General features: G+C 57.0%; 20 protein-coding genes. 6 read left to right on the forward strand and 14 right to left on the reverse strand.

Going from position 1 to position 22150, the window contains the following annotated elements; translation table 11 throughout:
• Window positions 1–59: 59 nt before the first annotated feature.
• Window positions 60–779 carry a helix-turn-helix transcriptional regulator gene (locus tag QE432_RS24310; protein WP_020811874.1) on the reverse strand — a complete coding sequence of 240 codons (720 nt, stop codon included), beginning with the start codon at window positions 777–779 and terminating at the stop codon, window positions 60–62.
• Window positions 780–1593: 814 nt separating this feature from the next.
• On the opposite strand from QE432_RS24310, the gene QE432_RS24315 reads away from it, so the two are divergent.
• Together QE432_RS24315 and QE432_RS24320 are read left to right on the forward strand one after the other, a co-directional pair.
• Window positions 1594–2328 carry a response regulator transcription factor gene (locus tag QE432_RS24315; protein WP_306627196.1) on the forward strand — a complete coding sequence of 245 codons (735 nt, stop codon included), beginning with the start codon at window positions 1594–1596 and terminating at the stop codon, window positions 2326–2328.
• The gene (locus QE432_RS24320) at window positions 2318–3718 is read left to right on the forward strand and encodes an amidohydrolase family protein (RefSeq protein WP_306627198.1); all 1401 of its coding nucleotides are present in this window, start codon (window positions 2318–2320) and stop codon (window positions 3716–3718) included. The genes QE432_RS24315 and QE432_RS24320 overlap by 11 nt, the downstream gene beginning before the upstream one ends.
• On the opposite strand, the gene QE432_RS24325 is transcribed toward QE432_RS24320, so the two are convergent.
• The 12 genes from QE432_RS24325 to QE432_RS24380 all read right to left on the reverse strand — a co-directional run bounded on the left by QE432_RS24325 (window position 3719) and on the right by QE432_RS24380 (window position 14885).
• The gene (locus QE432_RS24325) at window positions 3719–5059 is read right to left on the reverse strand and encodes an MmgE/PrpD family protein (RefSeq protein WP_306627200.1); all 1341 of its coding nucleotides are present in this window, start codon (window positions 5057–5059) and stop codon (window positions 3719–3721) included. It abuts the gene before it with no gap.
• 11 nt (window positions 5060–5070) lie between these two features.
• Window positions 5071–6168 carry an ornithine cyclodeaminase gene (locus QE432_RS24330; protein WP_306627202.1) on the reverse strand — a complete coding sequence of 366 codons (1098 nt, stop codon included), beginning with the start codon at window positions 6166–6168 and terminating at the stop codon, window positions 5071–5073.
• A 101-nt stretch (window positions 6169–6269) separates the two neighbouring features.
• The gene (locus QE432_RS24335; RefSeq protein ID WP_306627204.1) at window positions 6270–7664 is read right to left on the reverse strand and encodes an MmgE/PrpD family protein; all 1395 of its coding nucleotides are present in this window, start codon (window positions 7662–7664) and stop codon (window positions 6270–6272) included.
• Between the two features lie 13 nt (window positions 7665–7677).
• Complete coding sequence (locus QE432_RS24340) at window positions 7678–8634, reverse strand: carbon-nitrogen hydrolase family protein (protein WP_306627206.1); 957 nt, start codon at window positions 8632–8634, stop codon at window positions 7678–7680.
• The gene (locus QE432_RS24345) at window positions 8631–9281 is read right to left on the reverse strand and encodes an RraA family protein (protein WP_306627208.1); all 651 of its coding nucleotides are present in this window, start codon (window positions 9279–9281) and stop codon (window positions 8631–8633) included. Before QE432_RS24345 ends, QE432_RS24340 begins: the two co-directional genes overlap by 4 nt.
• 32 nt (window positions 9282–9313) lie before the next feature.
• On the reverse strand, window positions 9314–10180 hold the full coding sequence (locus tag QE432_RS24350) for a TauD/TfdA dioxygenase family protein (RefSeq protein WP_003517335.1): 867 nt from the start codon (window positions 10178–10180) through the stop codon (window positions 9314–9316).
• 109 nt (window positions 10181–10289) lie between these two features.
• Window positions 10290–11369, reverse strand: a complete 1080-nt coding sequence (locus QE432_RS24355) for an ABC transporter ATP-binding protein (RefSeq protein ID WP_174041423.1) — start codon at window positions 11367–11369, stop codon at window positions 10290–10292.
• Complete coding sequence (locus QE432_RS24360; RefSeq protein ID WP_035200942.1) at window positions 11366–12169, reverse strand: ABC transporter permease; 804 nt, start codon at window positions 12167–12169, stop codon at window positions 11366–11368. The genes QE432_RS24355 and QE432_RS24360 overlap by 4 nt, the downstream gene beginning before the upstream one ends.
• A gap of 9 nt (window positions 12170–12178) precedes the next feature.
• The gene (locus QE432_RS24365; protein ID WP_003517329.1) at window positions 12179–13063 is read right to left on the reverse strand and encodes an ABC transporter permease; all 885 of its coding nucleotides are present in this window, start codon (window positions 13061–13063) and stop codon (window positions 12179–12181) included.
• Window positions 13064–13074: 11 nt separating this feature from the next.
• A complete protein-coding gene (locus tag QE432_RS24370; protein WP_306627211.1) occupies window positions 13075–14115 on the reverse strand; it encodes an ABC transporter substrate-binding protein in 1041 nt (346 codons plus the stop codon).
• Between the two features lie 76 nt (window positions 14116–14191).
• On the reverse strand, window positions 14192–14578 hold the full coding sequence (locus tag QE432_RS24375; RefSeq protein WP_306627213.1) for a hypothetical protein: 387 nt from the start codon (window positions 14576–14578) through the stop codon (window positions 14192–14194).
• Window positions 14579–14672: 94 nt separating this feature from the next.
• Window positions 14673–14885: a hypothetical protein gene (locus tag QE432_RS24380; RefSeq protein ID WP_306627215.1), complete on the reverse strand. Its 213-nt coding sequence runs from the start codon at window positions 14883–14885 to the stop codon at window positions 14673–14675.
• Window positions 14886–15129: 244 nt separating this feature from the next.
• Between QE432_RS24380 and QE432_RS24385 the strand changes: the two genes are divergently transcribed.
• Genes QE432_RS24385 through QE432_RS24395 form a run of 3 tightly spaced genes read left to right on the forward strand, consistent with a single transcriptional unit; the run spans window position 15130 to window position 19251 of the window.
• The gene (locus QE432_RS24385) at window positions 15130–15789 is read left to right on the forward strand and encodes an ABC transporter ATP-binding protein (RefSeq protein WP_065660657.1); all 660 of its coding nucleotides are present in this window, start codon (window positions 15130–15132) and stop codon (window positions 15787–15789) included.
• The gene (locus QE432_RS24390; protein WP_306627217.1) at window positions 15786–18194 is read left to right on the forward strand and encodes an ABC transporter permease; all 2409 of its coding nucleotides are present in this window, start codon (window positions 15786–15788) and stop codon (window positions 18192–18194) included. Before QE432_RS24385 ends, QE432_RS24390 begins: the two co-directional genes overlap by 4 nt.
• Complete coding sequence (locus QE432_RS24395; protein WP_306627219.1) at window positions 18184–19251, forward strand: lipocalin-like domain-containing protein; 1068 nt, start codon at window positions 18184–18186, stop codon at window positions 19249–19251. Before QE432_RS24390 ends, QE432_RS24395 begins: the two co-directional genes overlap by 11 nt.
• A gap of 550 nt (window positions 19252–19801) precedes the next feature.
• On the opposite strand, the gene blcR is transcribed toward QE432_RS24395, so the two are convergent.
• A complete protein-coding gene (gene blcR, locus QE432_RS24400) occupies window positions 19802–20629 on the reverse strand; it encodes an IclR family transcriptional regulator BlcR (protein WP_306627221.1) in 828 nt (275 codons plus the stop codon).
• 55 nt (window positions 20630–20684) lie between these two features.
• On the opposite strand from blcR, the gene QE432_RS24405 reads away from it, so the two are divergent.
• On the forward strand, window positions 20685–22139 hold the full coding sequence (locus tag QE432_RS24405) for an NAD-dependent succinate-semialdehyde dehydrogenase (RefSeq protein ID WP_306627223.1): 1455 nt from the start codon (window positions 20685–20687) through the stop codon (window positions 22137–22139).
• Window positions 22140–22150 lie beyond the last annotated feature (11 nt).

Below are 22150 nucleotides of genomic sequence, written 5' to 3' on the forward strand. Positions count from 1 at the left end.
AATTGAAGGTCTTTGGTTGTTGTGCCACGAGGGTGAAAGTCCCGGTTCGTGCTGCTAAATCAGATGTTGATCAGCCTGAACTTCATCGCCTGGACTGCGGCGGATGAAATAGTTGCGCATCCAAGCTTTAACCGGCCCGACTTGAGGTAGCTTCTTGCCGTATGCTCGGAAATTCCGAGAATGAGTGCAATATCCTTGTGATCTTTTCCGCGTGCTACCCATGACAGGCACTCCCGCTCGCGTGCACTGAGACCCGGAACAGGGTCTTCTCCGCCATGAATCTCCGTGATCGCCTTCATATGGATCTGATAGGCGATTTCGATCCAGTCTGACATATTTCCTGCAACAAGTCTGTCCCAGCCTTTCGGGTCGTGCTCCGCACTGAGGGAGAAAATCGCCCGCCGGCCGACCCTGTCAGTAATGGGGATCGAATAACCGAACTCTCCGACGCCATGCTGCCGGGCATCATCAAAGAATGCTGCGATTTCGGGCGTCATTTCGAATTCACGCCAGTCGAATGGAAGCTGCCGCAAAAAGCCCTGTTGCACAACAGGATCGACCTGAACATATCGCTTCAGGAAATACCGTGCGATCCATTCCGGACTGTAAGTTGATTGAACAAACGGCGCATCAAGGTCGCTGATCACAGTTGCGGTGAGATGATAGGTGACGAAATCGACGTCGTAAATTCCCTGAACACATAAAAGAGCCTCGTAGACTGTGGGGGCATCTGTGATTGTCTCGATAGCCTTGGCGAGATTCGCAGACACTGATTTCATGCCGTAATCCTTTTCGTTGTGAGGTGAGTCTCACGGCGCAGACGACAAGCACCTCGTTCCCCATGGGCGCTCAACGACAACGCGCCAGCGTTTTAGACGACCGACATCCTCATGATTTTGCCGCTCGTCTTTCGGTTGAAGCCGTGGCAGGCTGTACCGCGTCCAGACTTATTGTTCGGCTATCGGCTCGACGTTGGGGGGAACGATCGCTTCGAAACCGACGCCTTATCAACATTTTTCTAGCTTTGGTCAGCGTCCCGCTCGGTCGCTGATAGCTCGCCCGTCAGGAGTCACGCCGAGCGACCGTCTTGGTCTGGCAGCAGCATCTTTCCGTTGCGGCCTATGTAGCTTCCAACCAGACCGCAGCGATGGCGTGGTAGCCCGGATGCCTGTTGCCCGTTGGTGGAGGCATCTACTTCGGCAACGCAAAATAGCCGTTTCGCACAGGCGTTTATCGCTGTTTGGATGATGCGATGATAATTCAACGATTGCGACGCTACGCTTCCGATCTCGCTGCCAAGCGTTCGATACGAAGCCATCCCTGGTCTTTCCGCTCTTCGATGTGGTCAAATGTCCGTCCCTGCAATGATCGTCCTGCGAGTAGCCAAACTGTGTCGGCGGCCACCGTCTCCCCTGATAACAAAGATAAATTTCAAATGTGCCACAACGCATCACTTTTGGCGACTACTACTTCTAGTAGTCGATTTCACATCGAAAATGAGAGAAAGTAGTGTGTCGATTATAGGTATGTTGCTTCGATGCAGGAGGTAACAGCCCTGCTTTTGTAGGGTGCTGCCGACGCAAAGGACATTTGATGAAAAAATTGATCCTGATCGGTTCGGTTGATGCTGACTTCTTCCTCCTCCTTTCACATATTTTGGAAGTGGAGGGTTATCAGGTTCGGATGGCCAGAGGCGTGGAAGAGATGTCGCACCTGGCCGACGATCACCAAGTCATGGCTATACTGCTTGACTGCAGACCTGATCCCTTTCCCGCGGTTGAGGTCTGTGACAGGATAAAGGGAAATCATCGCACGGCGGGCGTCCCCGTGCTCGCAATCATTGGTGCGGGCGCCGAGGGGCAATATGTCGATATGCAGCGCGCCGGCGCCGAAGAATGTTTCGTCCGGCCGTTTGCACCGGTCAAGCTGCTTGAATATCTGCGCAAGCGTACGCTCAGCCGGGCACTGCCTCGAGCGCGATCAGGCCAGTTGTCCTATGGCGGCATCGAGATTGATTTCGAGCATCATCGGGTTTCAAGAAACGGTCTAAACGTTCATTTGGGACCACTGGAATTTGCTGTGTTGTCGTACCTGATGGAGCGACCGACCGAAATTTGCCGGCGGGCGGAGCTCATGAGTGCGGTGTGGCCAAGTCTGCATCATGTAGAAGAGCGCACACTGAACGTCCACATAGGCCGATTGCGAAAGAGACTGAACGAGAACGGGCAACCCGATCTTATCCGCACCGTCCGGGGTGTCGGCTACATTCTGGAATCCCATGCGCGTCAGGCTCCAGACGGTTTGGGGGACGATCGCAATGTCTCATAATCGGCTCGACAGGATCATACGCGGTGCTTCCGTGATAACGGGAGATGGCGCGACATTTCATGAAAATGCATCCATCGGTATCGGAGAGGGCAGAATTGTTTTCGTCCAGCCAGGAGATATATCCATCAATCCTGATGAGATCGACGTCATCGACGCTCACGGCCACACGATTATCCCGGGCGTTATCAATGCGCATGCCCATGGCTGCGTGGGCGGGCCATCCATGCCGAGCGGGTCGTCTCCTGTCGATAGGGACGTGATCGACTGGAACAGGAACAGGCACCTCCTTGAGGGGACGACGACATTGTTGAATGTATGCGGTTTGGCATTGGCTGATGAGGCGTTTGCGGGCGATCCACATCCGCTTGATGTCCATATCTCCACAGCGCACACCCCTTCCAATATCGAAGCCGCCTTGGCAATCGATGGCGCCGGTCTTTCCGAACGACATCGACATGCATCCATCGATGATGCTTTGTCTCAAGGAGCAAAAGCCCTTGGCGAGGTTGGTGGGGGCCAGACACTGGGAGGCGGTGCGCAGGAATATCGGTTCATTCCAGAGGCGATGAAACGGGCGACGGGACGGAAGGTATCACCTCTGGTTTCACGCCAGTTGCGAAATGCCGTGGTCGGCCGATACCTGAAAGTCGAGGATGGAGTTTCCGATCGCGAATTGCAGTCGATACTCAACGAATGCGGTCTGTCCGATGTCTGCAGCGCGCGAACCGTCCGTCAGGTCATTCTCGCGTCCGTAATGCCACCGGTCGACCTCGCGCTGAGAGGCTTTGAGGAGGTGGCGCGAGAAGCCGCGCGTGTGGGCTTCCCGGCGATTTTTCACAATTCTGCGCCGTCGGTCCAACGTCTGATCGAAGTCGCTGAGAAATACCCCCACGCAAACATCGTCGCGGGTCATACGAACCATCCGATGTTTCTGCCGGATGAATCCGTATCATTCGCCCACGAACTGCGACGGCGTGGCGTCACCATCGATGTCTCAACGCTTGACAGCATCCAAACTCGTTGGCGGAATAATCCGGCGAATTTCGACGCCTTGGTCGAGGCCGGATGCGTCGATACGATCTCGACTGACTATGCCGGCGGCCATTGGGACAGTATCCTCGTGGCAATCCAGCGCATTGTTAACAAGAAGCAGATGTCACCGGCTGCAGCTGTCGCATTGGCGACCGGGAACGTCGCACGCGCCTTTCCACAATTGGCAAGCGATCGCGGTTTGATCGAGAAGGGCAGGCGCGCCGATCTCGCGATCGTCGATCGTGTCAACCTGGGCCGCGTCCGTCACGTCATCATCCATGGCAAGGTGGTGGTCTGGAATGGAACGATCAAAGGCAATAGTTCGGGCGCTTCTACGGCCAAGCGAAGCGATCAATAATCACAGGTCGGCCGAAATCTCTCGCAGGAACGGCAGAGGATCACCATACTTGAGCTGGTCAATCGCCGTGTCGAAAACGTCCTCACGCGCTGCACTCATTTTGCCCTTGCACACCTCATGGAACTTCTCCCTAAGGTCGTCCCAAAGCATCGGTCGGCCCGCATCGCCACGCGGCATAACGGTGGTGGAGGTTATTTCGCCCGAAGGAGTGGTCAATGTCACTCTAGCCAACGTTTCTGACGGAAATTTTTCGTCGATCTGTTCATCGAGGGCCAGGGTAACGGCACCGGCAAGGGAACAGATTTCCCGGTCATCGAGAAGTCGCTCATCGATGGGCGCCAGCGCAGATGCGCCACGACGGACGGCCGCTGCCAGACAAAAAGGCAAACTGTATTGAGCCTCCACGAGAGTTTTCGGTATGACTTTGTTTTGCAGCCGCTGAGCCCACTGGAATGTGTGGACCTCGATTGACAGTACGTCTTTCGGCTCGAGTCTCCGGCTTTGCATGAGGTCCAGCGTTGCATCGATGGCGGGATGAATATAGCGACAACAGGAATACGGCTTGAAATAGGTCCCCAGGATTTCCCAGGTCAGACCAAGCCCGGTCTCGATGCGATCCCTGTCAAAATGGGAAGCGTGATCGAGAATATCTTCTGGACCCGTAAACCCAGTGTCGGCCAATTCGAGTGCGGTGAGGCCAGTGAGGACGCTCCACGGGATTCCTTCTTTCGCATGATTTCCGGAGAGCTTCGAATAGCCGGAGCTTCCATTTGCCGCTTGATTGGGGGCCCATACACCGTTGATCGCCAAGGCTTGGGCAAGATGATCACCGCGTGTGCGATTAATACTGCCGGCTGCAGCGACCGCACCGTAGCCGGCCCAGAGACCGCTTTGGCGACTTTTTATGTTCTCAGGGTTTTGTGCGGCGGCGATCCGGATAGCGATCTCGTAGCCGGCGACGATCGCAGCGACGAATTCGTCCGCGTCGATTACCCCGTCAGCGGAGGTGGCCAGAACAACAGGGATCACCGCAGCACCTGGATGTCCGCGCGCGGCACGATGACCATCATCAAAATCAAGGGCGCAAACAGAAGCCGAGTTGGCGAAGGCGGCGCCGATGGTCGATAAGCGATGCTCCGAAAACCAGAGGGCCGCGTTTCCGGGACCGAAAATTCGGCTGGCAACAAGTCTGACGCTCGTCGATCCGGTGGTGTATTTGCCGGCGAGAGCGCAGGTCGCGGCGTCGAGCAGGCAGCACAGTGCCTTGTTCCTCACCTCTACCGGCGCCGTATGGAAAACGCGGTCAGCAATGCATTCGGCGAGGAGCTTCGTCATATACATGGGAGCATCTCTCAGTGGGCCGCTTCTACAACCGTCGCTCCGCCGGCGTTATCATCAGTGACGCCTGACAAAGCCTCGTAGACATGTGCGGCCACATAAAGGTCCAGCATGGGCAAACCGACACAGGTGATGTGGACAGGTTTTTCCTGTGCGATCTCAGACGGATCCAGGATCGCCGTAATTGACCGGATGCCGAGAAGTGGTCCCAATTGCTCCAGCGTCGTTCCTTTCCGCGAGAAGTGAAGCGCGAGGCTTTGCGAACCACGACGCGACACCATCTCCACATCGTCACACAGAACGCTACCGCACCGCAGCGCCCGTTCCAAATGTCCCGCGGGTGTTTCATCTCCACCCAGATGAAGCACGGGAGCGTCGCCTATCTCACTGGCCTCGAAGACGGGAGCCTTGGCGTTTGATGCAGTAATCACAAAATCGCATCGACCGAGATCGGCGTTGTCTCGAACAGGAATCATGTCGAAGGTTACCGTCTTTTCCAGCGATCTCGCGAGCCGTATGGCTGAGTCAACTGTGCGGCTACGGATAAAGACTTCGCAAATCTTTTCCCTGTGGCATCGATCAAGCGCCAGAACGATTTTTTCAGCAATCGGTCCAGCGCCGAACAGGAAGACAGACATATCTCGACGGCGCGCGAGCAGTCGTTCAAGAACAAGCGTCGCATAACTCGCCGTCCTGGCGGCGGAGATGTCAGTTCCATCGAGCAGGCAAAGAGGAAGGAGGGTAAATTTGTCCAGGAGGACAATCGTGGACCGTGACCGTGGAAGACCGAGCTGGCGATTGAGGGCGTTTGCGCCAACGATTTTCACTGCCCCATAGCGGCTGTTGACGCTTGAAAGGCAGGACAACTTCCAGCCAAGACGCTCCTCCAGCGATACTGCATCCTTGATCAAGGGATGCCTGTCAATCTCTCCGGGGGTGATGGAGAGCACGGATTTCGTGCCGTACGCGGAACCGCGCGCAATGTCGTCCCATGCTTTGCCGGCAACCTCATGGACGATCTTGCCATCGAGGAGAGCCTCGTTCCCGGCGATATCTGTCGCGCAGTAACACGGTATGTCTGACAGGCTTGGACTGATAATTCCTCCACTCATGCGAGTTCCTCCTCGAACATTCGAACGAGAGGATTTCAGCAGGAATCAGCGGGAAATAAAGCCAAGATTAGCTATCTTTTATGCGACAATATTCATTCCGGTTACATAGGGCTGTCCATGGACTGAGGCACGCCTCTTGGTGTGCGAATCGTGTCCAGCAGAAATCGCAGGTCGTCTTTTAACTCGAGCTGCTTGAGGAACTGCAGTAATTCCAGTTTTACGTTCCCATGCAAACGCCCCGCCGACAGGCGCAAAAACTTCTTCTCCAGAAACGAAGGCGAAAGTGGATTGGCAGCATCGCCCTTTGCAACCTCGACATTGGCCTCCACCACGCGGCCGTCGAGCAGGTGAAGACGGACCTTTGCCCCGTGATGATGGCTCAATCGATCCGTGGGTCTCAGAGGAAAGAGCCGGATTTTTGACGTCAGCTCGCGCACTGTTTGATCCAGGAAACGGGAAGGCTCGAACCATTCCGGACCGGCAGCGTGTCCGAGCACGCCCATGGCGATTGAAAAAGGTGCGCTGAACTGGGCCGCCCAGATGTCGCGGGGTTGGGGATCATTGAACGGGGGACGGCAGACGATCTCGGAGGCGAAGACCTCGACTTCCCTGACGTCATGACCTTTGCCGCGAACAGCCGCGACGGCGAATGCCTCAACAGCAGCTTCGACGCTGCTTTGAATGATCCTGCAGCAGCTGAACGCCTTGAAGCCGACGTCTTGTATTTCGTAGCGAATACCGGGCCCGATTTTCAGCTGCGACAGGTCGACGCCATCGGCTCCCGCCATCCGCCAGAAACCGGTGTCTCCTTCGAAAACGTCAAGAGGCCCTTCAAATCCGGCACGAGCAAGAAAGGCTGCGTTGACGCCGCCCATTGCTGCGGTCGCAAAATTGTTTTTCGCCATTGTCGGTGCGGCCCCGTAAACGGTCTTCATGACCGACGCCACAGGTGCATTTGCAGCCGCGATTGCCAGGGCATGGGCCGCTTGCTTATGATCGAGTTTCAGCAGTTTCGTCGACGCGGCGGCTGCGCCGAATATTTGCCAGGTGCCATGGCCATGGACGGTCTTGCGCGGTCTGGTGTGGCGGAGCGACATGCCGATGCGGCATCCCACTTCGTAACCGGCGACGATTGCAGCAATCAGGTCGCGCCCTGTGGAGCGCGACCGGTTGGCAACCGCGAGAGCCGCAGCAACCACTGTTGCCCCAGGATGCCCCTTCCAGTAGATGTCATCGAGGTCAAGGGCGTTGGCCAGAGTCGCGTACTGAAATGCGTGCCAGGCGGGGTCCAGACGGGGAGGGTTAGCGGAACCTCCGGCGATGTCAGCCGAAAGCCGTTCCAGACCCGGCGCGACCGGGGTTTGGTGACCGCCGAAAAAGCATCCGACCGAGTCCATCAGGCAGAGCTTTGCTTTCTCTACCACGTCCGGCGGAAGGTTCTCAAAACACGCATTCACGAGGCATTCGGCAAGGGTCTGCGTTGCGGGGGTCGTCATGGCGCTCTCTCGACTATTCACACGAGGCAGGCAGGTCTGTCTTGCTGCGGCAAGTCGAACATAGCCCGTCGCAGGCAGCATTTTCGACTACTAGATGTTGAGCTGTTGGTGACGGCGTTTCAGCAAGACCTGCCCGAGATGCTGCGCTTGGAAACTGCTGACGATGGCGCTCCATGGGAATAAGCCGGCGCACATCATTTATTCGTTGGCTGTCCAGCCGTGCCGTTGCAATGCCGGTTCCATCCGAGGCGCGGGCGATGACTTGTCCCCACGGATCGCAAACCAGAGAGTTGCCGAAACACTGCCGGGTCTCGCCGCCGGCGGCAAGGTAACTGCCCCATTGGCCGCACGCGGCGAAATAGACCTGGAACTCGATGGCGCGTGCCCTGCAAAGGACCTCCCAATGATCCTTTCCGGTCTGCATCGTAAAGGCAGCCGGCAGAATGACCAGATCGACCTTGTTCTCGGCAAGTTGATCGAACAGGCGGGAAAACCGGAGGTCGTAGCAGATGGCGGCTCCGATCCGGAAGCCGCCAGCCTCGTAGACAAAAAGGTCGTGCCCTGGTGCGACCGTGACGGACTCGCGATAGGCCTTGCCGTCGGGAGCCACGATGTCGAAAAGATGAATCTTGCGATAGCGGCCGACTTCCCTGCCTTCGGGATCGAACACAACGGTGGTGTTGTATATTCGCTCTTCCCCGGGAACACGCTCGAGCATGCTGCCGGCATGGAGCCATAATCCGTGCCGGCAAGCAAATTCCTGCGCCATCCGGTAAGCTGCACCACCGGGCATGTAGTCTGCCGCCGCCAGCTTTTCCGAGGCGGTACCGCCTGACCAATCGAAATGTTCCGGCAGGACTATCAGATCCGGCACCTCCTCCTTGACGGCCTTGAGCATCAAAGCTTGCGCCTGACGCAAATTTGCCCTGCGGTCCGGCTGGGAGTTCATTTGAATGAGCGATATTTTCATTGGGATTGCCCCTCATCGTACGCGAAGATTGAATGGCCTGCCGCAAGATGGGCACGCAGCCGAGTGGACCGTTCTTGACGCTTCAGCGCTGCCTCAGCCAGGTTGCGCATCCGTGAACGGTCTGCGACGAAGATCCCGGAAGTGTCTGCGAGGACCGCGAAACCGGGAAGCACCGCGGTGCCGGCGCAGGCGACGGGAACATTGATGGAGCCACCAGTCCGGAATGCCCGGTTCGTCGTTTTTGCCGAAACTCCGCAACACCAGACCGGCAGGCCTGACGCGACGATTTCCTCGACATCAGTGCATGGTCCGTCCACGATAATTGCAGCAGCGCCACGCGCTTTTGCTGCTGTCGCGACGCCGCCACCGACACAGGCGATATCGTCCCCATCAACACGCGCGATAACGAGAACATCGCCGGGCCGGATGAGGTCGATCGCCTTATAGATGATCACTCCGTCGCGGCCTGGTGCCGCGACGGTCAATGCCTGCCCGATGACCTTCGCAGGAAGGACCGGACGGATGCCTGTGTTGAGAAAGCCAATATGCTCGGTATGTCCGATCGTTGCAGTTTCAACGTCCTGCAGCAGGACACAAAGGTCCGCTGGAAGGGGAGCCCCTCCCTTTTCTATCCGGTACTCTTGCATGATTAAGGTCGCTTTTCTGGAGTCTGAGACGATCAGACCGGACGTTCGCCGGAGGTCGTGGTCCGGTGCATGATCCGGATCGTGTTGGGATCAAAAGAATCCCGGCGATGCATGGTGCAACGATTGTCCCACATCATGATGTCGCCTCTCGTCCACTTCTGGACAAAAACCTCGCTTGTTTCGGTCGTGTGCTGCCACAGGCGCTTCAGCAGGTCATCGCTTTCATCAAGTGGCATCCCGACGATCCATGCACCTTCAGCCGTTCCACCAAGATAAAGCGCCTTGCGACCGGTTTCCGCGTGAGTGCGCACCAGCGGATGGACAATACCGTTCCATTCCCGGAAATCCTTGCTGGCAGGCTTCACCTTGCCAAGCCGCAATTTCCCGGTTTTGTCGTAGACGTTCTGGAAGAATATCTGCCTGCCATCGATTGCCTTGCGAAACTCTTCCGGCAATGCATCGTAGGCGCGATAGGTGGAGAGAAAGTAGGTGTCCCCACCTTCTGCCGGCACCTCCACCGCACGCAAGATTGCACCCGCTGGCGGGCGCTCGTAAAACCAGGTATCCGTGTGCCAGGTCGCCTCGCTGTTGCCCATGGCACCGGAAGGCTTGCCGTCTTTCATGGTATTGGCGATAACAAGGATTTCCTTGTGTGTCGGATGTCCACCCTCCTGCAACTGCTTGGGGTGAATGACGAACTCGCCGAAGTGACGGGAGAAAGCGACTTGCTGCTCGTCAGTGATGTTAGCGGCCTTGAAACGAAGAACGCCGTAGTGCAGCCAGTATTTGCGAACTTCTTCAATGTCCCTTTCGTCATAGTTGTTGAAGTCGAACCCGACGATGTCGGCACAAACGTTGCTTCCGTCCTGTACGGCCGATATTCTTTGCGTGTTGAGCATTTCCTGTTCCTTCCTTGGAAATTTCCATCTCTGCAAGGGAAGAGTAGCGTGACTGACCTTCGTATCTCCAATATCAATTTCAGTGCATTGATAGGAGTACGCGATCAATTCAATCTTCAAGCAACTGTACAGCCTCGGGATCAATTGAGAGAAGGACAGGATGACCGACCCTCAAATCGGGCAGCCGCGTCGATCGCACGAGTGACTTGAGAACGGTCCCGTTCGTCAGGGTGACGAAGCAATCACGATACGCCCCGAGGTTGACGATCCTGGTTACGGTTCCATTGAACGTATTGGTAGGGGAGGGTAATTCGGTTCCTCGGGGCGTGAGACGGACGGCTTCCGGTCGCAGGCAACAGTACCGGACGACATCGGGATTTTCCGGCGACACGACGATCAGTTCAAGACCGCCCTCGACAACAGCAATCGTCGCTGCTTCATCCCGTCTCAGGGATACGATCGGAAGCAGATTTGATTTCCCGATGAAATCAGCGACAAAACGCGACTGTGGACGGTCATAAATATCGTCCGGCTTACCCTCTTGCGCCACAAGGCCACCATGCATGACCACGATGCGGTCAGACATCGCCATTGCCTCGTCCTGGTCGTGGGTGACATAAATGAAAGTCATTCCGAGCTCCTCCTGGATTTCCTTGAGCTCAATACGCATCGCCTCTCGCAGTTTGAGGTCCAGGTTGGACAAGGGCTCATCCAGAAGAAGGAGCGACGGTTTCGGCGCGATCGCTCGGGCAAGCGCAGTGCGTTGTTGCTGACCGCCGGATAATTCCTTGGGATATCGCTGTTCGAAACCCTCGAGATGCACACGTTTCAAGGCCGACTGCACCTCGGCCTCGGTTTTATCTCTTGGGCAACCTTTCATTTTCAGGCCAAAGGCGACATTTTCGGCAACCGTCATATGCGGGAACAAGGCGTAGTTCTGAAAAACCAGTCCGATCCCGCGCTTTTCCGGGGGGACACCCAGCTGGCTTTGCCCCCGGATCCGGATATCTCCGCTGGAAGGATCCGAGAAGCCCGCGATCATGTTCAGGGTCGTTGTCTTGCCGCAACCGGACGGACCCAGGATGCTGACGAATTCGCCTGCCGGGATCGAAAGATCAATATTGTCGACGACGCGGTTGGCACCGTAATTCTTGGTGATCGCGATCAGTTCTATGTCCATTGTGCTCATTTGCTTCCACCATGTATCTGTGTCGAAAAACCGCCGATCCGCTCGAAGAGAAAGACGGCCGCGAGGATAAAGAAGAGGGAGGTGACGTTGACTGCCGCCAGAACCGGATCGAGGCTGTATTCAAGGTGATTGATAACGGTAATGGGAAGTGTCGTTTCGCCAGGCCGGACGAGGAAGACCGACAGGGGAATGTTGTTGAAGGAGAGAATGAACGCGAAGGTCATTCCTGAAAAAAGGCCGGGCTTGATCAGGGGCAGCAGGATATAGCGGATCCTTTGCAGCTTGCTTGCACCCAGAACACGCGCCGCAAGATCAAGGCGTTTGTCGAAATTGAACATTGCACCTGCGATCATCCGCACAACGAATGGCAAGGTGAGTATGACGTGTGCGATGATCAGGCCGGGCGTTCCGAGAAGACCATAAAACCCGGTCGACGAAAGGAACAGGACGATTGCCACCCCCTTGACGATCTGCGGGACGGAAAGCGGAGACAACAGGAAGGACATGATAGCGGCATGGCCCGGGCATTTCTCGTAGGCGACCGCGAAGGCTGCCAGAAGCCCGAACAGTCCGCTGAGAACCGTTACAATCAGCGCGAGCTCGACGCTGAGCAAAAACGGGTCGATCCAGCGGCTGGTCAAGAGCGCGCCATACCACTGCGTTGTCCAGAGCGATGGTGCAAAAACGATCTTTGCTGTCGGGCTCACGGATGCCACCAGCACCACCAGGAGCGGGAGCGTGATGAATGCAAGGATGAGTGCCAGCGAAGTCTTGAAGGTAATCGACAAAAACCGGTTCACGTCATTCTCCTAGAGATGCAGCTTGTTATGGAGGCGCGCTTCAATGCGAGAGCCAATGAAGACTGCGACAAGCATTGCCGCCAGCAACACATTCGCCATCACCGCAGCGAACGGCCAGTCGATGTAGAAAAGGACCTGCTCGTAGACCATCGTTGCGAGTACCTTGAAGCCCGCACCGCCGAGGAGTGCCGGGGTCGCATAGGCACTAGCAGCCATCGTGAAAGCGATGAGCAACGAGCTGACGATGCCTGGAATGGAAAGCGGCAAAACGATATGGCGGAGCACGGCCGGACGCGAGGCCCCCAGGACTTGCGCGGCCTTTTCGAGATTGGGATTGATGCCTTGCAGGCTTGTCAGCAAGGAAAGAACCCCGAAGGGCAGAACGACATGCGTCAGACCAGCGACGACGCCGAACATGCTTCTCGACAGTGGCAGTGGGTCAGAGATCAACCCTGCCCATATCAGCATCGAGTTCACAAAGCCGTGGTCCTCCAGGATTACCAGCCAGCCGTAAGTGCGCAGCACAACACCGGCAAGTTCCGGCGCAATCGCAAGTGCAAACACGACTGTGCGCCAGCGTGACGTCGAACGTGCCAGGTAATATGCGAGCGGATAGGCCATAACGGTCACGCAAATGGCAACCAGACCGGACATAAGCATCGTCCGGCCAAGACCAGCCAGCATCAGATCGTCGGAAAAAAACCGCTGATAGTTGGCTGTTGTCCATGCCTCATCATCGGCTCCTTGAAAGCTCATCCCGACCATCATGCCCATTGGCACAGCAAAGAAGATCAAAAGTACCGTTGCAGGGGGCACTAGAGAAAGATAGGGCCGCAGCGTAAAGGCCCGGCGTCGCGCAGGTTCAAGTGGCGACAGGAGTTCCAGCGTTGTCATTGTGCCCTCCCTTATCTCGCTGCCGCGATCACTTCACGCTCCCAGCGAGCTCCCCATTCCGGCAGTTTGGCTGCGACGGTGGAAAGATCAGGGAGAAGAAGGGTCTTCAGATCGTCTTCGGTGGTGATCTGACGGGCGCGGACGTCATCGGGAACATCGATATCAGTGCGGGCGCTGCCGACATTGTAGCCCGTGACCCACGCCTCCTGGCTGGATTTCTCGAGAAAGAAATTGACGAATTTGTTCGCCATTTCTTTATTGCGGGCGCCAATCGGCACATTCAAGGTCGCAACGAGCGGAATCGTCCCTTCCGTGGGCCTTACGTAATCAACCGGTAAACCGCTGTCGACGAGCAGCTGCGCACGCCCGTTCCAGAATGGCATGGCCCAGACTTGGCCCTCCTTCAGATAATTTTCCATGATTGAGGAAGACTGTTCGAAGCCGATCGATTGTTTTGCAAGTTTGCCCATCGCCTCGAAGCCGGGATCGACGTTGTCGATAAGATCGCCACCGTTTGCAACCGACATGATCTCCATGAGATAGGCAGCCATGATGTTCTGGAACGTTGGAAGGATAACCTTGCCCTTCAGTTCCTCGCTGAAAAATGCCGACCACGAGGTTGGTGTGGATTTGAGCTTGTCACTACGCCACAGAAGCGACAGGTACTGAATTTCGTGGACAGCACCGCAGGGGCCGGCGATCCCGCTGATTTCAGGGTTGAGTTTCGCAATATTGGGTACGTTTTCCGGCGAAAACTTCTCCAGAAGACCATCGCGGCAGCCATCAAGCGACTGCGAGGCAGTCATGACGACGACATCGAAGCCCGGTCGTCCACGCGTCGCCTTTATTTTCGCGTGGTCCTGCGACGCGGATCCAACCGCGTCGTAGATAACCTTCACGCCAAATTCTTTTTCGAAAGGCTCGATGATCCGATCCCGGATGATATCTTCGTAAGGTCCACCGTAGCTGTTGACGATCAACTGCTCTGCATCTGCAGATTTGACCAGGCCGGTTGCTGCTACAAATGTAACAAACAGGATTCCACGTTTCATCGTTCGCCCTCGTAATGGATTGATTTTTCGCAATTTGCTGGCAGACATTGGCTACGCTGCCGCGCCAAATCCAATATTAGTTTTTTATTATTGATCGTACTTCGCGAATAATTGCGTTTCCGACATGCCGGGATTTGAGCAGCACCGAGAGGCAGTCACACCTGTTCTCCGCGGACGGAATTCCGGAGCGCTCAGAAATTCCTGGGATTTTGAAGGCTGGTGGCAACTGAAGAGAGAAGACCGGGGACGCCTTGCGAAGATCGCAAAAAAGACCAAACCAGAAACGATAATGGTCATCCTTACCGTCGCCACGTGCTTCGATGGCGCACCATGCCGCTGCCGTCGCAGCATAAACCCCATAGTGATCACGCATCACCTCAAAGGCGACAGCGGCGTGTATTCCGTCGCAGGTTTCTACACGTACGAACGGCAAGGACGGCGTTGCAAAAGATTGTTCCGACATGACGACTCTCCAATGAGAGTCCGGCCGAGTTTAGAAGTTGCTTGTGGCCGGACACTGCCTTGGCGACCTTCGCCGTCCGGATGCACACAGCCTGTCATGTTTCCACAGCATAGGACAATTTTTCAACAGGGTGAAGCCTGTATGCGCCTGGCATGTGAGCCAACGTGATCGGATGCCCGTGACTGACATGGATACTCCCAAGTTTTGAGGAAATTTTGCCTCGGCTGCCTTCAGCACCACGCCGCTCACTTTTGCCCGGCTCAGAAATGATCGAAGGCGCTGCGACATAAACCGTCACGTTGATCATGTAGTTCGTCGGTCAATGCGGCCCCCTAGAGCCGCCATGACTGTCGGAAGGCGACGGCGAGTGTTTTTTGTGTCGGGTGCCATCTCACGTTCGGAACGGGAGGGGGTAGACGCCAGAGGGGAGGGCGACTTTACAGCCAGAAACGGTGCGGTCGTTTAGGCTGCGCGTGGAATATCGGTATCTAAACCGGTTGAGATCCGCCAGCATATCGGTCCATATAGGACGAAGCAGAGATCGAAGAGCCATGGTCCTTTCACTTTCCGGCATCAAGAAATCCTACCAGACAGCCGAAGGCAATATCCCGGTCCTGAACGGCGTCGACCTTTCACTTGAAGCCGGCGAAAGTCTTGCCCTGACGGGGGAATCCGGCAGCGGAAAGAGTACGCTTTTGCATCTGGCCGGCGGCCTTGATTTGCCCGACAGTGGCATCATCACGGTGAGGGGTCGGAAAATAACCGATCTCGACGAGGCCGGTCGAGCGAGCTTCCGACGCCGGGAGGTGGGCTTAATCTTCCAGCAGTTCAATCTCATTCCGAGCCTCGATGTCGGATCCAATATCTCGTTTCACGCCCGGCTGGCGGGCCGTTTCGACCCGGTCTGGGAAAAAAGCCTGGTCGAGGCGCTGGGGATCGGAGAGCTGCTTGCACGCTATCCCGAACAGCTCTCCGGCGGTCAGCAGCAAAGGGTGGCGATCGGACGTACGCTTGCGGCAAGACCGCCCCTCATTCTTGCCGATGAGCCGACAGGTAATCTCGACGAGGCGACGGCTGATATCGTCATCGATATCATGTTGAGACTGACAAAGTCCGCGCAGATCACACTCCTCTTGGTGACCCATTCCAGCCGGCTGGCGGTAAAACTCGATCGGCGTATCGCGCTGAGTGGCGGGAAGGTTTCGCAATGAACTGGACCGCCTTCCGGGCGCTGCTCTCACACTGGCGCTACCGACCGCTTCAGCTTCTCACCCTCATTGTCGGCGTCACGCTTGCAACCGGCCTCTGGTGCGCGGTCCAGGCAATCAATGCCGAAGCCAGAGCAAGTTATGACCGGGCGGCCTCGGTCCTGGCGCAAAACCAGCTGGATCAACTGGTGGCAAAGGACGGCGGCAGAATTTCCTCGCAAACATATGCCCGGCTTCGAAGGGCAGGTTTGCACGTCTCTCCGATCATTGAAGGCGATTACAGGTTTGGTACGACGCGTATCAGGCTTATCGGCATCGACCCCCTGACCATGCCATCCGACGGAATGGTGCCTGCACCATCTGATCCGTCCGCGCTGGTGGAATTCGTCCAGACGCCCGGACAGATGATCGTTTCGCCTGCAACGGCTGCCACATTGAAAGATACCTCTGGCCTTTCCCTTAAGGCACGAGCGGATCTCCCCGACGGCGCAGCATTTGTCGATATTTCCACGGCTGACCGCCTGTTGAAACGCAATGGTGAACTGAGCCGGCTTATCGTTTCGCCATCGCAAGACCCCGATCTTCCGACGATCGGAAACATAGCCCCTGAACTTTCCCTCGAACAGGCAAGAAGCAGGCCCGACGTCGCAAGCCTCACGGACAGTTTTCATCTCAACCTGACCGCATTTGGTTTTCTTGCCTTCGTTGTCGGTCTCTTCATCGTGTATTCGGCAACAGGCCTGTCGTTCGAGCAACGGCGTGGGTCGTTCAGGACCATGCGGTCGCTCGGGGTCTCGCTTCGCTCCCTGACCGCGATGCTGGTTATCGAAACCGCGCTTTTTGCGCTGGTATCGGGAGCGCTGGGCGTTGTCGTCGGCTACGTTGTCGCATCGGCTCTATTGCCGGGCGTGGCCGCGACCCTGCGTGGCCTTTACGGGGCCAGTGTTGCCGGTTCACTCTCGCTGCGGCCTGAATGGTGGATCGCCGGCCTTGCAATGGCGCTGGTGGGGACCGGGCTCTCCTCGCTTCAACATCTCCTCCGCGTCTGGCGGATGCCGATACTGTCCACGGCACAGGGTAGGGCGTGGGCGATGGTGTCCACGAAAAGTCTTCTCCATCAGGCGGCCGCCGGGATGGTTCTGCTTTTTGTATCCGGCGCGCTTGTGCTGCTGGGCGGCGGGCTCATTTCAGGTTTCGCAGTGCTTGCAGCGCTTCTTCTGGGCGCTGCACTCATTCTTCCAACCTTGCTGGCACTGGGCATGAGAGCGGCCGAACACATCTCCGGACAGGGACTGACCCGCTGGTTTTTCGCCGATACGCGCCAGCAACTGCCGGGTCTTTCCCTGGCGCTGATGGCATTGCTGCTCGCTTTGTCGGCCAATATCGGGGTCGGCACCATGGTCTCAAGCTTCAGGCAAACCTTTGTGGGATGGCTCGATCAGCGCCTGGCCGCAGAGGTCTATGTGACGGCCCGTGACGAGGCTGAAGCTGCGCGTCTGCGGCATTGGTTTCCACACCATGCAAGGGCGGTTCTACCCATCTGGAGTACGGAAGGGAAAATTTCGGGGCAGGACGTCCGCATCTTCGGCGTCGCTGACGATGCGACATACAGGGATCATTGGCCGTTGATTTCAGGTGCGCCCGCAACATGGGACGAGATTGCGAGCGGGAAGGGTGCACTGGTCAACGAACAGTTCTGGAGGTCAGGAAAGGCGTCGCCCGGCGCAGAGATAGAAATGCCAGGTGGCTGGAAAGCCCGGGTCGTCGGGGTGTTTTCCGACTATGGCAATCCGAGGGGCGAGATCATCATTGGTCTTGATGCCCTCGTCCAGCACTACCCGGACATTGAAAAGCTGAGATACGGCCTTCGCATGGAGCCAGAGGAGGTTGCGGGCTTCAGACAACGCCTCATGACTGAGTTCGGCCTGCCCGAAGCCAATATTGTAGACCAGGCCTCGCTGAAACGGCAGTCTGCTGCAATCTTCGAACAGACGTTTGCGGTCACCGGCGCGCTTAATGTGCTCACGCTCGCGGTGGCGGGTTTTGCCATGTTTTCGAGCCAGCTTACGCTCGCTTCGCTTCGACTGCCGCAGCTTGCTCCTGTCTGGGCACTTGGACTTCGTCGCCGCGACCTTGCGATGCTGGAGGTCCTGCGAACTCTTGCTCTATGGCTTGTGACATTCATTGCCGCCATCCCTGTTGGGCTGGGACTGGCTTGGGTTTTGCTGGCAATCATCAATGTAGAGGCTTTCGGATGGCGGCTGCCGCTGATCCTGTTTCCGCTGGACTGGCTGAGGCTGGGTCTTGTTGCCCTGCTCGCCGCCATCATTTCGGTCCTGATCCCTGTTCGACGGCTTGCTAAAACCGCGCCGGCCGATCTTTTGAGGATATTCGCCAGTGAACGCTAAAGCCGTCCTCCTGCTCCTTTGCGCTTCATGCACTTCCTTGCCCACGCCGGTCATAGGGCAGGGCTTTGCGGGCCTCGGGTCAAATGCCGAAGGCTTCAGCATTCCCACACGAGGCGTTGAACTTGTCTTTCCAAAAGACCACAAGCCGCATCCGGATTTCAGGATCGAGTGGTGGTACGTCACTGCAAATCTGCAGACGGCCGATGGACAGCGCATGGGCGTCCAATGGACACTCTTTCGTTCTGCGCTTGAACCTGTCGAGCGCCCCGGATGGTCCGACCCTCAAATTTGGATTGGCCACGCAGCCGTCACGACTGCCAGCCGTCACCATGTTGCCGAACGGCTCGCGCGGGGAGGCGTGGGACAGGCGGGGGTCAAAGGCGAACCCTTCGACGCCTGGATTGACAATTGGCAAATGAAGGCAGGAGCTGACAATGCACGGGACGACCTCGATCAGCTTGATTTGAACGCCAGTGGCGAGAGCTTCCGATATCGTCTGAAACTTCAGGCCCACGGGCCTTTGGTGCGTCAGGGGGACAACGGCTACTCGGTCAAATCGGCAGAGGGCCAGGCAAGCTATTATTACTCCCAGCCATTCTACCGTGTCAGCGGCAGCGTCTTTCTTGATGGTGAAACCCATGAGGTAACGGGCGAGGCGTGGCTCGATCGGGAATGGTCGTCGCAACCGCTAGCCTCGAGCCAGACGGGATGGGACTGGTTTTCCCTTCACCTTGCATCCGGCGAAAAACTCATGGCCTTCCGTCTGCGTGACGATAAAAGCGGCTACATCTCCGCCAACTGGATTTCCGCCGATGGCAGGCCGTCTCCCGTCGATCCGAAAGACGTCTTGCTCAGTCCGTTGCGGACCGCGGATATCAACGGAAAGAGCATTCCGGTCGAATGGAGCGTGAAGATACCCAGCCGTGGCCTCGACATAAAAACGAAGCCCCTGAACGAGAAAGCCTGGATGGCGACGTCAACCGCCTACTGGGAAGGGCCAATAGAGTTTGATGGAAGCACGTCAGGACAAGGTTATCTGGAGATGACCGGATATTAGCCAGTTCAACTGCGTTTGCCGAGATATCGGCTGGAGCAAGGCCTGAGCTTACAGACGCCGCCTTATCCGGGCCGGCGCGACACCTCGGACACGCTCCGAAGGAGTCGTCTCGAGTTCCTCGATCTAACGATAGGCATCGTTTCCACTCTTGCCATGTTTCGCCGGGTAGAGAACCTACGGTCTGCCTTCTGGCGCTGCAATTGCCGAGAAATTATTGGCAAGTTCGTGGAGACGCGCACGCAGGTTTTCGCACCGTAACGGAGAGCCACGACCTGTGATCACAAGCTCTGGCTCCAGAGCGGCCAGTATGGACCACTGATTGTTCGGCTTCGTTCCAGTTGGGCATCAGGTAAGACGGTGAATCGTGCATCTCCGGACCGAGGTCCCTTCCCTTGGCGCTCAACACATCAACGATGTATTTTTTTGTTTTCGATCCGGAGTGCGCCAGGCGCAGCCATACTCGGCACGGGGGCTAGCTGGGGTACCGGTGCACTGGCGCATACAGCAAAGCTGGGCTCGTCGGCATCGACCATACCCCTACAGGTTACGACTAATCTTTCTGCGATCGGTACCCAAGCTTTTCAGAAAGCGCGTTGGCAGTGGTGCGAAGCTCCTCACCAAGGCTAGCGATTTTTTCGTCGCTGGCTTCGCTGCGGATCAGACTGATTGCAATGCCGGCAGATGCGGCTCCCGAGTAATCGCGTATCGCTGCGCCAATGCAAAGCATACCTTCGCGGATCTGACCATCGTCGATGGAGTAGCCGCGAGCGCGCGTCAAAGCCAGTTCCTCTTCAAGCTGCGAAAGGCCAGCAACGCTCCTTGATGTCAGAGGCTGTGGAAACTGAGAGAACAGCATCCTCAATTCACCAGGCCCCAGATCGGACAGGAGGATCTTCCCGGTGGCCGTAAATGGCGCCGGCAGACGCATACCGATCCGAAACGTGTGTCCAAGAGGCTGGGCCGAGTTGTGACAGCCGATGTAAACGACTTCGCCACCCTCGCGGACGGTGAGGGTCACCGTGTAGGGATCGAGGTCGTGGCGCTGGGCGAGATGGTCGTTGAATGTCGATACGATGTCGAGGTGCGACAGAAAGCCGTTCGCCCATCTGAGCGAGTGGGGTCCAATACGCAGGGTTCCATCGGCAGATCGCGCCAGAAGATCAAGCTCAGTCATCACCGCAAGCAAGCCATGCGCGCTGCTTTTGGGCAAATCCAGAAAGCGTGTCAGCTCGGCGGCTGTAAGGTCCCGCGGGGAACCTGCCACAAGATCCAGAATACGCACGGCGCGTCTGAGTGCCGGTACAGTGTCTGATATTTGCGACGATTGTTGATCTTCAGCCATGCACCTTCCTTGACACACTTGGCCCCTTTGGCCCATAGTTCACTCTAATGATTCAAGTTCAATTAGTTGAACTATAGTGCGGGAGAGGTCGATGATCAAGCTAAAAAATGCGGCGCTGTTGCGTGATGCCTGCCTGGTGGATGGTCGCTGGCTGAAAGCCGCGGATGGCAAGACGATTGCGGTGGAAAATCCCGCCAACTCGATGATCATCGGTCACGTTCCTTCATTGTCGGCAGATGAGGTTGAAGCTGCAGTCGAGTCAGCAGGCAAGGCATTTTCCGAGTGGAGCCGCCGGGCTGCGAAGGACCGCGCTGCCATATTGCGTCGATGGTTTGATCTCATGGTGGCAAACGCTGACGATCTTGGTGCGTTGATGACTGCCGAGCAGGGAAAGCCGTTTGCGGAAGCAAAGGGCGAAGCCCTTTATGCGGCATCTTTCGTGGAATGGTTCGCGGAGGAAGCCAAACGTGTTTATGGCGATACCATTCCTTCGCCGACCACGGACAAGCGCATTACCATCCTGAAGCAGCCGATCGGCGTCTGCGCCGCGATCACGCCATGGAACTTCCCGGCCGCGATGATCACCCGCAAGGCGGCCCCGGCACTTGCTGCAGGCTGCACGATGATCGTCAAACCGGCTGAGCAGACCCCTCTCACCGCACTTGCTCTGGGTGTTCTCGCCGAAGAAGCGGGCGTTCCCGCCGGTGTCTTCCAGGTGGTGACGGGCGCCGCACGCGATATCGGCAAGGTATTTACCGAAAGCGACACGGTGCGAAAGATCTCCTTTACCGGATCGACTGAAGTCGGTCGTCTGCTGATGGCGCAATCGGCCCCGACGATCAAGAAACTGTCGCTGGAACTTGGTGGCAATGCGCCTTTCATCGTCTTTGATGATGCCGATCTGGATGCGGCCGTTGAGGGCGCGATCGTGTCGAAATACCGCAATGCCGGACAGACCTGCGTGTGCTCCAACCGGATCTATGTCCAGGATGGTGTTTACGACGCATTCGCGGAAAAGCTGGTCAAAAGGGTCGAAAGCCTGTCCGTCGGTGAGGGCACCGAACCTGGGGTTCTGATCGGTCCACTGATCGACCAGGATGCCGTAGCAAAGGTCGAGGATCACGTTGCTGATGCCCTTGGCAAGGGAGCAAAGATCGTCACCGGCGGAAAGCGCCATGCTCGTGGAGGCACGTTTTACGAACCAACGGTTCTGACTGGTGCAACCCAGGCCATGAAGGTTGCCCGTGAGGAGACCTTTGGACCCGTCGCCCCGCTCTTTCGGTTCGGGACGGAAGACGAAGCGGTCGCCATGGCGAACGACACCGAATTTGGTCTGGCGGCCTATTTCTACACCGAGAATGTCCGCCGGACATGGCGTGTCGCAGAAGCGCTCGAATACGGCATGGTGGGCCACAATACAGGCCTCATCTCCAACGAAGTCGCACCTTTCGGTGGCGTGAAGCAGTCCGGCTTGGGCCGCGAAGGCTCGCACTACGGCATCGAAGAATATCTTGAAATCAAATACCTGTGCTCGGCCATCGGCTGAGATCACGCTGG

It is taken from the genome of Agrobacterium sp. SORGH_AS_0745 (assembly GCF_030818995.1).
GTDB classification, from domain to species: domain Bacteria; phylum Pseudomonadota; class Alphaproteobacteria; order Rhizobiales; family Rhizobiaceae; genus Agrobacterium; species Agrobacterium tumefaciens.

Excerpts from the sequence above, each read along its gene's own strand:
- QE432_RS24385 (WP_065660657.1), top strand. The coding sequence starts at position 15,130 with ATGGTCCTTTCACTTTCCGGCATCAAGAAATCCTACCAGACAGCCGAA.
- QE432_RS24315 (WP_306627196.1), top strand. The coding sequence starts at position 1,594 with ATGAAAAAATTGATCCTGATCGGTTCGGTTGATGCTGACTTCTTCCTC.
- QE432_RS24355 (WP_174041423.1), bottom strand. The coding sequence starts at position 11,369 with ATGAGCACAATGGACATAGAACTGATCGCGATCACCAAGAATTACGGT.
- QE432_RS24405 (WP_306627223.1), top strand. The coding sequence starts at position 20,685 with ATGATCAAGCTAAAAAATGCGGCGCTGTTGCGTGATGCCTGCCTGGTG.
- QE432_RS24370 (WP_306627211.1), bottom strand. The coding sequence starts at position 14,115 with ATGAAACGTGGAATCCTGTTTGTTACATTTGTAGCAGCAACCGGCCTG.
- QE432_RS24365 (WP_003517329.1), bottom strand. The coding sequence starts at position 13,063 with ATGACAACGCTGGAACTCCTGTCGCCACTTGAACCTGCGCGACGCCGG.
- QE432_RS24340 (WP_306627206.1), bottom strand. The coding sequence starts at position 8,634 with ATGAAAATATCGCTCATTCAAATGAACTCCCAGCCGGACCGCAGGGCA.
- QE432_RS24380 (WP_306627215.1), bottom strand. The coding sequence starts at position 14,885 with ATGATCAACGTGACGGTTTATGTCGCAGCGCCTTCGATCATTTCTGAG.
- QE432_RS24330 (WP_306627202.1), bottom strand. The coding sequence starts at position 6,168 with ATGAGTGGAGGAATTATCAGTCCAAGCCTGTCAGACATACCGTGTTAC.
- blcR (WP_306627221.1), bottom strand. The coding sequence starts at position 20,629 with ATGGGCCAAAGGGGCCAAGTGTGTCAAGGAAGGTGCATGGCTGAAGAT.
- QE432_RS24350 (WP_003517335.1), bottom strand. The coding sequence starts at position 10,180 with ATGCTCAACACGCAAAGAATATCGGCCGTACAGGACGGAAGCAACGTT.
- QE432_RS24345 (WP_306627208.1), bottom strand. The coding sequence starts at position 9,281 with ATGCAAGAGTACCGGATAGAAAAGGGAGGGGCTCCCCTTCCAGCGGAC.
- QE432_RS24325 (WP_306627200.1), bottom strand. The coding sequence starts at position 5,059 with ATGTATATGACGAAGCTCCTCGCCGAATGCATTGCTGACCGCGTTTTC.
- QE432_RS24320 (WP_306627198.1), top strand. The coding sequence starts at position 2,318 with ATGTCTCATAATCGGCTCGACAGGATCATACGCGGTGCTTCCGTGATA.
- QE432_RS24335 (WP_306627204.1), bottom strand. The coding sequence starts at position 7,664 with ATGACGACCCCCGCAACGCAGACCCTTGCCGAATGCCTCGTGAATGCG.
- QE432_RS24390 (WP_306627217.1), top strand. The coding sequence starts at position 15,786 with ATGAACTGGACCGCCTTCCGGGCGCTGCTCTCACACTGGCGCTACCGA.
- QE432_RS24310 (WP_020811874.1), bottom strand. The coding sequence starts at position 779 with ATGAAATCAGTGTCTGCGAATCTCGCCAAGGCTATCGAGACAATCACA.
- QE432_RS24375 (WP_306627213.1), bottom strand. The coding sequence starts at position 14,578 with ATGTCGGAACAATCTTTTGCAACGCCGTCCTTGCCGTTCGTACGTGTA.